This is a genomic window from Streptomyces sp. NPDC031426 (assembly GCF_055581585.1).
Genome location: NZ_JBVIJE010000024.1, coordinates 57569 through 69396 on the forward strand (window position 1 = coordinate 57569; position 11828 = coordinate 69396).

General features: G+C 72.9%; 11 protein-coding genes and 1 pseudogene. 5 read left to right on the forward strand and 7 right to left on the reverse strand.

All coding sequences use genetic code 11. The annotated features are described in order from the left end of the window. Positions 1-22: 22 nt before the first annotated feature. The 4 genes and pseudogenes from ACZ5NH_RS34595 (at position 23) to ACZ5NH_RS34610 (ending at position 2326) form a co-directional block, all read left to right on the forward strand. On the forward strand, positions 23-715 hold the full coding sequence (locus ACZ5NH_RS34595) for a YqjF family protein (protein ID WP_468780963.1): 693 nt from the start codon (positions 23-25) through the stop codon (positions 713-715). Continuing rightward, positions 712-1074 (forward strand): hypothetical protein, encoded by a 363-nt coding sequence (locus ACZ5NH_RS34600; RefSeq protein WP_468780965.1) that lies wholly within the window; start codon positions 712-714, stop codon positions 1072-1074. The genes ACZ5NH_RS34595 and ACZ5NH_RS34600 overlap by 4 nt, the downstream gene beginning before the upstream one ends. Positions 1075-1099: 25 nt before the next feature. Next, positions 1100-1784 (forward strand): annotated as a pseudogene (locus ACZ5NH_RS34605) (hypothetical protein). Further along, entirely contained in the window at positions 1784-2326 is a 543-nt protein-coding gene (locus ACZ5NH_RS34610; RefSeq protein WP_468780967.1) for a hypothetical protein, read from the forward strand. The pseudogene ACZ5NH_RS34605 and the gene ACZ5NH_RS34610 overlap by 1 nt, the downstream one beginning before the upstream one ends. 561 nt (positions 2327-2887) lie before the next feature. Here ACZ5NH_RS34610 and ACZ5NH_RS34615 read toward each other — a convergent pair. The 3 genes from ACZ5NH_RS34615 to ACZ5NH_RS34625 form a co-directional block, all read right to left on the reverse strand. Then, positions 2888-3319 carry a DUF7144 family membrane protein gene (locus tag ACZ5NH_RS34615; protein ID WP_468780969.1) on the reverse strand — a complete coding sequence of 144 codons (432 nt, stop codon included), beginning with the start codon at positions 3317-3319 and terminating at the stop codon, positions 2888-2890. A gap of 41 nt (positions 3320-3360) precedes the next feature. Continuing rightward, the gene (locus tag ACZ5NH_RS34620; protein WP_388626707.1) at positions 3361-3828 is read right to left on the reverse strand and encodes an SHOCT domain-containing protein; all 468 of its coding nucleotides are present in this window, start codon (positions 3826-3828) and stop codon (positions 3361-3363) included. Between the two features lie 121 nt (positions 3829-3949). Further along, complete coding sequence (locus ACZ5NH_RS34625) at positions 3950-4597, reverse strand: HdeD family acid-resistance protein (protein WP_468780971.1); 648 nt, start codon at positions 4595-4597, stop codon at positions 3950-3952. 238 nt (positions 4598-4835) lie between these two features. Here ACZ5NH_RS34625 and ACZ5NH_RS34630 point away from each other — a divergent pair, with 238 nt between their 5' ends. Then, positions 4836-6245, forward strand: a complete 1410-nt coding sequence (locus ACZ5NH_RS34630) for a DUF2252 domain-containing protein (RefSeq protein WP_468780973.1) — start codon at positions 4836-4838, stop codon at positions 6243-6245. A 33-nt stretch (positions 6246-6278) separates the two neighbouring features. Here the strand turns inward: ACZ5NH_RS34630 and ACZ5NH_RS34635 are convergent, their stop codons facing one another. The 4 genes from ACZ5NH_RS34635 to ACZ5NH_RS34650 all read right to left on the reverse strand — a co-directional run bounded on the left by ACZ5NH_RS34635 (position 6279) and on the right by ACZ5NH_RS34650 (position 11455). Beyond that, positions 6279-6476: a hypothetical protein gene (locus ACZ5NH_RS34635; protein ID WP_388626712.1), complete on the reverse strand. Its 198-nt coding sequence runs from the start codon at positions 6474-6476 to the stop codon at positions 6279-6281. A 105-nt stretch (positions 6477-6581) separates the two neighbouring features. After that, on the reverse strand, positions 6582-7100 hold the full coding sequence (locus ACZ5NH_RS34640) for a hypothetical protein (RefSeq protein ID WP_468781043.1): 519 nt from the start codon (positions 7098-7100) through the stop codon (positions 6582-6584). Positions 7101-7116: 16 nt separating this feature from the next. Beyond that, the gene (locus tag ACZ5NH_RS34645) at positions 7117-8745 is read right to left on the reverse strand and encodes an MFS transporter (RefSeq protein ID WP_468780975.1); all 1629 of its coding nucleotides are present in this window, start codon (positions 8743-8745) and stop codon (positions 7117-7119) included. Between the two features lie 97 nt (positions 8746-8842). Next, the gene (locus tag ACZ5NH_RS34650; protein WP_468780977.1) at positions 8843-11455 is read right to left on the reverse strand and encodes a winged helix-turn-helix domain-containing protein; all 2613 of its coding nucleotides are present in this window, start codon (positions 11453-11455) and stop codon (positions 8843-8845) included. Positions 11456-11828 lie beyond the last annotated feature (373 nt).

The window sequence follows — 11828 nt, forward strand, 5'->3', positions numbered from 1 at the left end:
GTCCTATGGACCAGAGCATCGTGTGTATCTCCCGGCACTGCGCGCCGGCTGGCTCACCCAGACGTTCGTCCACTGGCCCTACTCTCCCGAGCAGGTACAGCGTCTGCTGCCGGACGGGCTGACGGTGGGCACCCGTGATCAGTGGGCGTGGGTGAGCCTCACGCCGTTCGTGATGGCCCGTGTGCGCCCGCCGGGTGTACCTGCTGCTCTGCCCTCCTTCGCGGAGACCAACCTGCGCACATATGTACGCGAACGGCGCGGCAGGGACGGCCTGTGGTTCCTGACCCTCGAGGTGAGTTCCCGGGTCATGCTGGCCGCCCGTGCGATCGGTGCGCCGTACCACCCCCGGCACCTGACGCTGTCGCGGGGCGGTGATGTAGTGACCTACGCCGGGGCGCGGGGGCGTGGCGGGCCGTCGTACCGCGTGGTGGTCCGTCCGGGCGAGCCGGTCCGGCCGAGCCCGCGGGATGTGTGGCTGATGTCGCGGTGGCGGGCCTTCACACGGGGCTGCGGCGTGCTCTGGCAGACGCCCGTCGAGCACGAGCCCTGGCCGCTGCGCGCGGCGCACCTGGAAGACATCCAAGAGACCCTCACCCGGGCGGCCGGGCTGCCGCCGCCCGCACAGGCGCCGCTGGCGCACTTCTCCGACGGCGTCCACAAGGTCCGCTTCGGGGTCTCGCGCCCGGTGCGGCCGACAGTGAGGAGACGGGGATGAACCCGGTGCTCGTGGCGCGGGCCCAGGGGCTGTTCAACCTGGTCGGGGGCGACTGGCCGCTGCTGCACCTGCGCAGCTTCGAGTGCGTCTTCGGACCCAAGTCCGAGGAATGGCTCCAGCGCACGACGGCCGGGCTGCTGGCCACGGCAGGCTGGAGCATGCTGTTCACCCCGGCCGGTGCGGGGCGCCGGGCCCGCCGTACGGGCCTCGGGGCGGCCGGGACCCTCCTGGCCGTCGACCTGGTGTACGTGCCCATCGGCCGGCTCCGTCCGACCTGTCTCCTGGACGCGGCGATGCAGGCCGGATGGCTCCTGGCATGGCGCCGGTGCGGCCGACTCGGGCCGCCCACGGGCGGATGAACCCGACCACCACCGAGGCACCCTGATGCGCCGATCCCCGCGGACTACCCGGTGGCGCTTCGACGGCTGGATCGCCGGGATCGGCACGGCGTCCGGCGCCCGCCTGATCCTCGGCCACTGGCCCCGCCTCCTCCTTCGGGCCGTTCAGCGACGTGATGCTCGAACGGACCGACGGCCACCGCCTGTTGCTGGCACCCACCCGGCAGACGGCGGACTTCATCGCCGGCACCTACGCCTTCGACGAGGTCCGCATCGAACCCGTACGCGTCCACGTCACCGGCGCCGACTGGACGGTCACCGCAGGCCCGCTCCTCGACCTCCGGTTCACAGGCGGCCGGCGCGGCCCCGTGGGGCTGCTCCTGCGGACGGTCCCCGATGTCCTGGCCGCCCGGCCCTTCTGGACGGTGGTGACGGACCCGCTCGCCCGCCTCCTCCTGGGCGTGCGCACCCGTGGCACGGCCGGCGCCGGCCGACGCGAGTGGTACGGCACCCGCGATCTGCGTCTGATCACCGCGGCCACCGTGATCCTCCAGGGCCGCCACCTCGGCGCCCTCACCGCGGTGGAACCGCCCGTACGGTTCGGCTTCGGCTCCACGCCCCGCCCGCCCTGCCTCGTACGCGTCACGACGACGGTGAGTACACCGCGCACACCCGAACCTCTTGCATCCCCGGCTACACGGCAGCCACCCGCACAAGAAGGAGGCTTCTGATGAACGCCCCACCACGGAGCTCACCTCGGCGCCACCCGCCCGCACGCGGCGCCGACATGAAGCTGCTCGGCATCTATCTGAACGACCACCTCGCCGGCGCCACCGCGGGCACCCAGCGGGCCGGCCACCTCGCACGTGTCACCCGTGGTTCCGCGCTCGGCCGCGCGCTCGGGCCTGTCGCCACCGACATCGCCCAGGACCGCACGGCGCTTGTCGGCATCATGCGGGACCTGGGTGTCCCCGTACACCGCTACAAGGTCTCCGCGGGCTGGGTCGCGGAAAAACTGGCACGGCTGAAGGGCAACGGCCGCCTGGTGCGACGCTCTCCGTTGAGCACCGTGCTGGAGCTGGAGGCGCTGCGGCTGGGGGTGGAGGGCAAGGCGGCCGGATGGCAGACCCTGCGCCGGCTCACCGGGACGGACGAACGCCTCGATCCAGCCCTGCTCGACAGGCTGCTGGAGCGAGCCCGACGACAGCAGGACACCGTGGAGGAATGGCGCATCCGCCAAGCCGAAGCGGCACTCCGCACAACGGCTGACTGAGTGACGGCGCACGGGCTGGCTCACGACACCTGACGGCGCTCAGCAGCACAGCCGCAGCGTCGGGAAGCCCGTGTCTTCCGCCGAACCCGGCAGCCAGACGATCACGCCTCCGCAGCGCGAACGGCTGTTCCGCAGCCGAATGAGGGCGGGGCGAGGGCGAGGACTTGTGCGGCTCTCCCCAGGTACGCCTGTCCGCGCGGTGTTGCGGTGAGCGGGCGGGTGCGTTCGATGATGGTGAAGCCGGCCATGCGCTCGATCCGCAGGAGGTGGTGTCTGATTCCTGGGCTGCGGTAGGGCTCAGCTTCAGCCCCGGCACCTCCGGGATGCGCAGTCCGCGGTGGTGGCGCCGGTGATGGATCCCAGTGATCCACTCGCGGATGATCGCCTCAAGCTCGTCGAGGAAGAAGAACGCCTCTTCCTCGACCTTCTCGCCCACGGCTGTGCACGTCCGAGCCCTTGTGGCCCGGCAGCGACTCGCGGATCCTGGCCGGGCCCGCACAGGCCGGCCCGCACGAGCCGGTGCCACTCCGTGCGGTACCGGTCGTGCGGGTCAGGACCCTGTTACGGGCTCTCGGCGGATTCCCTGCCCTGGACCACGCACAGGGCCCAGATGATGAACCCGGACAGCGCGATCATCACGACGGACCACACCGGGTAGTACGGCAGGGACAGGAAGTTGGCGATGATCACCAGCCCGGCGATGCCCACGCCGGCGACGCGTGCCCACATCGACGGTGTGAACAGGCCGAAGCTGACGATCACGGCGATCGCGCCCAGGACCAGATGGATCCAGCCCCAGCTGGTGAGGTTGAACTTGAAGACGTAGTTCGGTGTCGTCACGAAGACGTTGTCCTGGGCGATCGCCATGATGCCCCGGAACACGCCGAGCAGCCCGGCGAGCAGCAGCATGACGCCCGCGAAGGAGGTCAGGCCACCCGCCCACGCCTGCTTGGCGGTGCGGGTATGGGTATGGGCGCGGGGTGTCGTGGTCATAGGGGGCCTCGATTCGTTCGTGTCGTTCTCGTGGGCGCGGGTCAGCCCCCGGAGGAGGCGTGGAGGTTCTCGGAGCGCCGGGCCGGGCCGGTGTCGCTGAGGACCAGTTGCTTGGCCCTGCGGAACTCCTCGTCGGTGATGTCACCGCGGGAGCGCATCTCGGAGAGCTTGGCGAGTTCGTCGGCGCTGCTGGTGCCGGTCCCGCCCTGCGCGGTCTGGCGGACGTAGGACTCGAAGGCCTCCTGCTGGGCGCGCGCCTGCGCCACCTCCCGCTCCCCCATGCCCTTGCCGCGGGCGATCAGATAGACCAGGACGCCCAGGAAGGGCACCACGACCACGAAGAGCGTCCAGGCCGCCTTGGCCCAGCCGCTCATGCCGTCGTCACGGAAGACGTCGACGATGACCCGGAACAGCAGGACGAACCACATGATCCACAGGAAGAACACCAGCATGGACCAGAAGACACCCAGCACCGGATAGTCGTACGCGAGGTAGTTCTGCGCGCTCATGTCTTTCCTCCATCCAGGGCACCGGCTCGCGGGGGTTCGCCGGGCCGGTCTCCGCCGTTCTCACCATGCACACGCTCGCAGCGGCACGTCCTCACCCGAGGCGGGTGATCGTGCGCCCGGGTCAGTCCATCGGGCCGCGAACGCCCGGCAGCGCCCCGCTCCCGCGCACCGCCGCCCGCCACGCGAAGGCGACCGCCAGCTCGACCAGGCCCAGCAGCACCAGCCACAGACCGAGCAGCCGGGTCAGCGCCCGCGCCGACTCGGCGGGCAGCGCCAGCACCGCGATCCCGGCCACGATGCCGAGCAGCGCGGCGCCCAGGACGACACCCCGGTGCGGCAGGTCCCGGGCGGCGATCCCCGTGGAAAGGGTGAGCAGGCCGGACACCAGCCACACGAGCCCGACGACCAGCGCCAGCGCGGTGATGGTCTGCAGCGGATGGCGCAGGCAGAGCACGCCGGCCAGGACGTACAGCACCGCGACCAGCAGTCCGGGCAGCCGGTCTCCGTGGTTCTCCCGCGCGAACGCCGTCACGAACCGGATCGCGCCGCCGAGCAGCAGGTAGAGGCCGATGAGGACGGCGAGGACATGCAGTGTCTCGCCCGGCCAGACGAGGACCAGCACGCCCGCCGCGAACGTCACGATCGCCGACGCCAGGATCCAGGTCCAGGAACGGGCGATCACCGTCATGGCCTGTGCGGCGCCGGTGCCCGTCCCGCCGGGCGGATACGACAGCCCGGCCCGCGGTTCCTGTCCACGCGGTTCGGTCATGGCTCCTCCTCGCGCGCTCGGCGCGGGCCGCGCACCGACTGCCCGCGGGCGGCCCGCGGCCCCGGAGCCGACAGCATTCCCGCGGCGGCCGGTGCGCCGGATCACCCGCCGCGGGTGATCCCTCCGCGCGGACCGGGCGGTGGGGTGGAGCGGACGGGCCCACGGCCGGTGTTCCCCGGTCGCCGCGCGAGCCGGAAGCCCGCGGCGGGAGACAAACGCAGGACCAGGAGGGTGGATCATGACCGCACCGAGTGCCGACACCGTCGCCTCGTCTCCGGCCGACCGGGCGGCCTGGGGCAGGAGGGCGCGCAAGCGCGCGCCGCGCTCGGGCCACGGCGTGTTCGAGGCCGCGCCGGACCGTCCGGACGTGGTCGACGTCCTGGAGCGTCAGTCGGCCACTCGCGTACCGGAGCTGGTGCCGATCCGCTACGGCCGCATGCTCGAATCCCCCTTCCGCTTCTACCGTGGCGCGGCGGCGGTCATGGCGGCCGACCTGGGCCGGCTGCCCGGCACCGGGCTCCAGGTCCAGTTGTGCGGGGACGCCCATCTGCTGAACTTCGGGCTGCTGGCCTCGCCGGAGCGACATCTGGTGTTCGATATCAACGACTTCGACGAGACGTTCCCGGGCCCGTTCGAATGGGACGTCAAGCGGCTGGCGGCCAGTCTCGCCGTCGCGGCGCGGAACAACGGCTTCCCGGAGAGTGAACAGGACGACGCGGTGCGCGCCTGCGTGCGGGCCTACCGGGAACGGATGAGGGAGTTCGCCGGCATGCGCACCCTGGACATCTGGTACGCCCGGGACGACGCCGACCGGATGCGTCACCTGCTGGCCGCCTCGATGGACGCGGAGAGCAGGCGCCGTACGGCCGAGGCGGCCGCCCGCGCCCGTTCCCGGACGCATCTGCGGGCCTTCGCCAAACTCACCCGGCTCACGCCCGAGGGCCGCCGGATCGCCGCGGACCCGCCGCTGCTCACCCCCTTGCGGGAGCTGCGGAGCGCGCCCTCCCCCGGTGAGCAGGACAAGGAGCTCCAGGCGCTGCTGGAGTCGTACGCGCGCACCCTGCCCGCGGACCGGCGGCACCTGCTGCGGCACTACCGGCTGGTGGACATGGCGCGGAAGGTGGTGGGCGTCGGCGGTGTCGGCACCCGGTGCTGGATCCTGCTGCTGCTCGGCCGCGACGACGACGATCCGCTGCTGTTGCAGGCCAAGGAGGCCCAGGAGTCGGTGCTCGCGGCGTACACGGGCGGCGAGCGGTACGACAACCAGGGCCACCGGGTGGTAGCCGGGCAGCGGCTCCTCCAGGCGGCCAGTGACATCTTCCTGGGCTGGACGCACGTAGTGGGCCTCGACGGGTGCGACCGGGACTTCTACGTACGGCAGTTGTGGGACTGGAAGGGCAGCCCCCGGCCGGAGACGTGGGACCCGGATCTGCTGATCCTGTCCGGCCAGGTGTGCGGGGCCGCCTTGGCGCGGGCCCATGCGCGGTCCGGTGATCCCGTCGCCATCGCCGCCTATCTCGGCGCCGGGGACCGCTTCGACCGCGCGCTGACCGGGTTCGCGCAGGCCTACGCCGACCGCACCGAGCGGGACTTCGAGGCGCTGGGCGAGGCGGTGCGCTCGGGCCGGATCGCGGCGGCCAATCTGTGAGGGACGGCCGCTCGGACGGCCGGGGAGCGGCTCTCACTCGGGCAGCTGCCGCATCTCCACGACCCGAAGGCCCAACGACTGGCACCGGTTCAGCAGCCCGTACAGATGCGCCTCGTCGATGACGGGACCGAACAGCACCGTCTGGCCGGACATCGTCACATGATCCAGCTCAGGGAAGGCCTTGGTCAGGGTCTCCGACATGTGTCCATCGACGCGGATCTCGTAGCGCATGGGCCGTTCTCCCGCCGCGGGCCTGCTGCGGTCTCGCCCCCGATCCTGCTCCGCCCGGCGGCACCGGGCCTCACCCGGCACAGGTGATCCGGGGGCCCCCGGGCCTCAGTGCGTCAGGGCGATCTTGAACGTGGTGATCGCCAGGCCGAGCAGCAGATTGACCGCGGCGGTGCCGGCCACCAGCCGCCAGGACGCACCCGCCTGCCGTGCGCCGACCGCGGACCAGCCCACCTGACCGGCCACGGCGACGGCGACCGCCAGCCAGACCGCGCCGTCGACGCCCAGGCCGAGCAGCGGGCTGACGGCGACGGCGACGGCGGGCGGGACGGCCGCCTTGACGATCGGCCACTCCTCCCGGCACACCCGCAGGACGGTCGGCCGGTCCAGCGCCTGTTGTGCCAGACGGGCGCCGAACAGCTGGGCGTGGACGTGCCCCACCCAGAAGACGAGGCCGGTGAGCAGCAGCAGGACGACCAGTTCCACGCGGGGGAACTTCCCCAGTGCGCCGGCGCCGATCACCACCGACGCCGCGAGCATCGATCCGTACACGGCACCCGTGTAGTCGGCATGGGCTCGGCGCTCGGCACGGCGTTCCCGGGCCTCGGTACGGCCGGTGGGGGACATCGCCCTGCCTTCGTGCTCACTGCGCGGCACCGGCCACTCCCGCCGATGCGCCACCCTCCGCCGACTGCGGCCGGCGGGCCGGCGCGGTCGGCAGGTGCGGGGTGACGAGGAGGCTCGCGAGCGTGATGCCTCCGGTGGCGAGGATCGCCGCCTTCAGACCGTCGAGCTGTGCCGAGGCGTACGCGGAGGTGAGGGCGTCGACCTCGGACGGTGGCAGGCCGGCGCGCTGGGCGGCCACGCGCACCTGGGCGGTGGGCACGAAGCTGATCCCGGCCTCCAGCGCGACACCGGTCTGCTGCTTGGCCTGGGCCGACAGCTGGGGGTGGCTCTCCACCCCGGCGGTGAACGCGTGCGCCAGCGCGCCGATGAGCATCGACCCGATGAGCGCGGTGCCCAGCGCCGAACCCAGGTTCTGCGCCGTGAACTGCAGGCCGCCGACCTCGCTGCGCTCCGTCTCACCGGCACTCGACTGGACGACGTTGCCCAGCTGGGAGGCGAGCAGCCCCATGCCGATGCCGAGCACCGCCATGGCGCCGGCGAACTGTGCGTTGTCGATCTTCGGTTCGATGGTGGCGAGCAGCCACACGATGGACACGGCCAGCGTCAGCAGGCCCAGCCGGACGACCCGGCGCGGCCCCATGGTGCGGCCGAGCCGGGCGGCTCCGAGGGAGGTGACGAGCATCGTGACGGACACCGGCAGCAGCCGCAGCCCCGTCTGGAAGGCGTCGAATCCCTGGACCACCTGCAGGTACAGCGGGATGGTGAAGAACAGTCCGAGCAGGATCAGGTTCTGGCTCAGCAGGGTGAGCAGACCGGAGCGCAGGGGCGGCCGGCCGAACAGGGACAGGTGCACCAACGGGTCGGCGCCCGCGGCCTCCCGCCTGCGGTCCCAGCGCACGAACAGGGCGAGTACGGCCACCCCGGCGGCGACGACGAAGAGGGTGGGCGCGAAGCCCAGAACGGTGAAGGGCGGGTTGCGCGGGTGCACCCAGCCCCAGGTGCTGCTCTGCAGCACACCGAGCACGCCGAGCCCCAACCCGCTCGCCGAGAGCACCGCGCCGACCACGTCCAGCCGGGGCGGCGGTACGGTCCGTTCGGCCTCCTTGATCACCCGGTGGCACAGCAGGACGACGAGGACGACCACGACCTCGCCCGCGAAGACGAGCCGCCAGGTCAGATACGTCGTCACCCAGCCGCCCAGCAGCGGGCCGACCGCGATGCCGGCACCCGCCAGTCCCCCGATCACGCCGTAGGCGACGGCCCGTTCCTTGCCGCGGTAGGCCTCGGCGACCAGGGCCGCCATCGCGGGCAGCACCATCGCGGCGCCGAGTCCCTCGATCACCGACCAGCCCAGGGCGAGCATCCACAGGGTGGGCGCGAGGGCGGTGAGTGCCGAACCGGTGCCGTAGACGATCAGGCCGAGCAGGAACAGACGACGGCGGCCGTGGATGTCGCCGAGCCTGCCGCCGATGATCATGAAGGCGGCCATGACCAGCGCGTACAGCGTGATGACGGCCTGGATGGCGGTGACCTCGGTGTGGAAGTCCTCGACCAGTCGGCTGATGGAGACGTTCATGACGGACGTGTCCAGGACCATCAGGAACTGGGCCGTACCCAACACCATCAGAGTGCGCCAGTGTCCCATGGTGTCCACCGCCTCGCCGCGTATCCCGTCACTCTCAGGGGAGCGTGCGGTGCTGTCGCGCGCCTCACCCGTCACGGGCGAGACGCCCGGGTCCCGGTCAGATCAGTCCGTGCTCGCGGGCCCGGCGCACCGCCTCGGCGCGCCCGTTCACACCGAGTTTGCGGTAGGCGCTCTTGAGGTGGGTCTTCACCGTGTTGACCGAGACGTACAGGTCGGCGGCGATCTCCTCGGTGGACATCAGGTCGGCCAGCCTGCCCACGACCTCGCGTTCGCGCCCGCTCAGCTCCTCGACGACCGGGGACGAGGGGTCCACGGCCGTCCCCGGTCCGCCGGGCGAGGCCCGGCCGGACGGGGTGAGCCAGCCCGCGGCCAGGCCCTGCAGCGGCGGTGTCTCCAGCAGGTGCCGGATGCGCGGTCCGGCTTCGAGGAAGGGGCGCCGCAGCCGTTCCCGCCGGGCCTCCCGCAGGGCCTGGGCGAGTAGTGTGCGCGCGGTGGCGACATCGGAATCCTGAGCGGCCTCGGCGCGCACCAGCGCGGCCCGGACGGTCGCTCTCGGGGCGGTGCGGCCCTGCGTCCGCACGCGGTCGAGCAGCTCGATCGCCGCTTCGCGGTCGCCCGCGGCGAACCGGGCCCAGGCCAGCTCCGCCGCGCACACGGGATCGTCGTCGCAGGAGACGTCGTCGAGCATCTTCAGGGCGCTGTCCGGGCGGCCCTCCGCCAACTGGGCGGCGGAGGCGATCAGCGCCGTCTGCGCCGCCGCCCAGGGGGAGGCCACCAGGGCCGGTACGCCGAGGTCGGCCGCCGCCGCGGCGGCCCGTGGCTCACCCCGCGACAGCAGCAGCCGTGCCGTCGCGAGCGCCCGGCCGGCGGCCGTCACCGGATCGGCCGGGGTTCCCGACTCGGCCACCTCGTCCAAGAGGCCCTGGGCCTGGTCCGGTTCGCCGCGATCGACGGCCACGGCCGCCAGCACCAGTCGGCCGAGGCCCGAGCCGCAGGACCGGGGGCGGCCGAGGCCGTACTTCTCCGCTTCGCACAGGGCCGCCCGTGCCTTGCGCTCCGCCGGGCACAGCCGTCCGTTGAGGTAGTCGATCAGCGCCAGCTGTGCGAGGGAGTCCTCGCGTGGCAGCGCCGTGGAGACACCACTGGGGAATCCGGCCACCTCGGACAGCGCGGCGCGCGCCTCCTCGAAGCGCCCGGCCCACAGCCGGGCCGAGCCCAGGTGGGTCAGCAGCAGGGCGGTGAATTCGGGGTGCTTCTCCAGCAGGTGGGCGGGGACCTCGCCGCGCAGTTCCCCGGCCGTCGTCGCGGCCTGCTCGGCCGTGCCGGGCGAGCCGGTCAGCCGGCCCGCCAGGGACTGCAGCAGCGCACAGCTCAGCCGCCCCGCGGGGTCCGTCCGCGCGGCGAGGCGCTCCTCGGCGCGGCGCAGATGGACCAGGCCGCGTGCCACGTCGTACTCGGAAAGTTCGCACGCGGCGCGCACGAGGTCGGCCGCCGCGGTCGTCGCCTCGGGCTCCATCCGGGAGAACAGCTCGGCAAGGTCACTCGCGCGCAGGCCGGTGAAGAGCTGGCCGATCGCCAGGTCGTCGACGAGGGCCTGAGCGGTGAAGTTCCAGTCGCCCGCGGCGGCGCCGTGCGCCAGTGCCTCGGGCAGGGCGCCGGAGTCGCGCAGCCACCGCGCGGCGCACCGGTGGAGTTCGGCCTCCAGCCCTGGCGAGCGGACCCTGAGATGGACCCGGAGGATCTCGCCGAACAGCGGGTGCAGGCGGTACCACGAGTGTCCGAGGTCCTCCACGAACGCGTTCTGGCCGTGCAGTTCGGCGAGGGCCTGTTCGGCGCCGCCGCGCCCGGTCAGCTCCGCCACCAGTGCCGGGGTGAACCGCTCCACGACGCTGACGCGCAGCAGGAGGTCCTGGGTGCGGGCCGGCTGCCGTTTCAGCACTTCTGCCAGCAGGAAGTCGGCGATCGGGCTGCGGCCGGCCTCGAAGTCCTTCAGATACGTCTCGGGGTCCGGGCTCTGCCGGGCGGCCAGGGCGCACAGCCGCAGCCCGGCGGCCCAGCCCCTGGTGCGCTCGACCAGGGCACGGGTGGCCGCCGTGGGAAGCCGCAGCCCGTGCAGGTCCAGGAGCGCGGCGGCCTCGTCGACGGTGAAGGCCAGCTCGGCGTCCCGGATCTCCGTCATGGCCCCGGCCGCCCGGTAGCGGTGCAGCGGCAGCAGCGGCTCGGTGCGCGTGACGAGGACCAGGCGCAGCCCCTGCCCGGCGTGGTGCAGGACGAACTCCAGCTGTTCCGCGGTCCGTGCGGAGGTCACCCGGTCGAACTCGTCCAGCACCAGGACGACGGGCCGCTCCCGCCCGCTCAGTTCGCAGGCGAGACGGGCCAGCAGCTTGTGGTCCACGCGATGGGCCTCGCCGGGGCAGCCGAGGTCGGCGGGGAGCGGTACTCCGGCGGCCCGCAGGGCCTGGAGCACATAGGCCCAGAAGACTCCGCAGCCCTGGTTGCCCGCCTCGTCGGTGAACCAGGCGACCGGTTGTCCGAGCCGGGCGGCCCAGTCCGCGACCAGCAGGGTCTTGCCCGCGCCGGCCGAGCCGTTGACCATCGTCAGGGGAGTCTCGAAGGCCTGGTCGAGGCGTTCGGCGAGCCGCGGGCGGCGCAGGAACGTGACGGGCGTGGCCGGCAGGGCGAACCGGGTCTGCAGAAACGGCTCGCCCAAGGGATCGACGGGTGTGACAGCCGGTCCCCTCGTCTGCTTCTGCCGCCTCGTCACAGGGTCAGCGCCCTGTCGTCGGGCTTGCGGAGCGGGCTCCACCCGATCAGGATCCCAGCTTTCCGGCCCGCCCGCAGATCGCGCAGGGCCGGCCGGCCCTGTGCACGCCTCCCCGCACCGCGCCCGAGGGTCCCGGGACGGGGCCGCTGTCGTCGGTCGGCTGCGGCGCGTGCCGCCGTCAGTGCCGGTCGCCCGCCGGACCCGCCTTGGGGGGGGGGGGGGGGGGGGGGGGGGGGGGGGGGGGGGGAAGGAGTGGGGGGGGGGGGGGGGGGGACCGCGTATGATGCCGCTATCCATATCCTTCCTACCCGCCCGCACC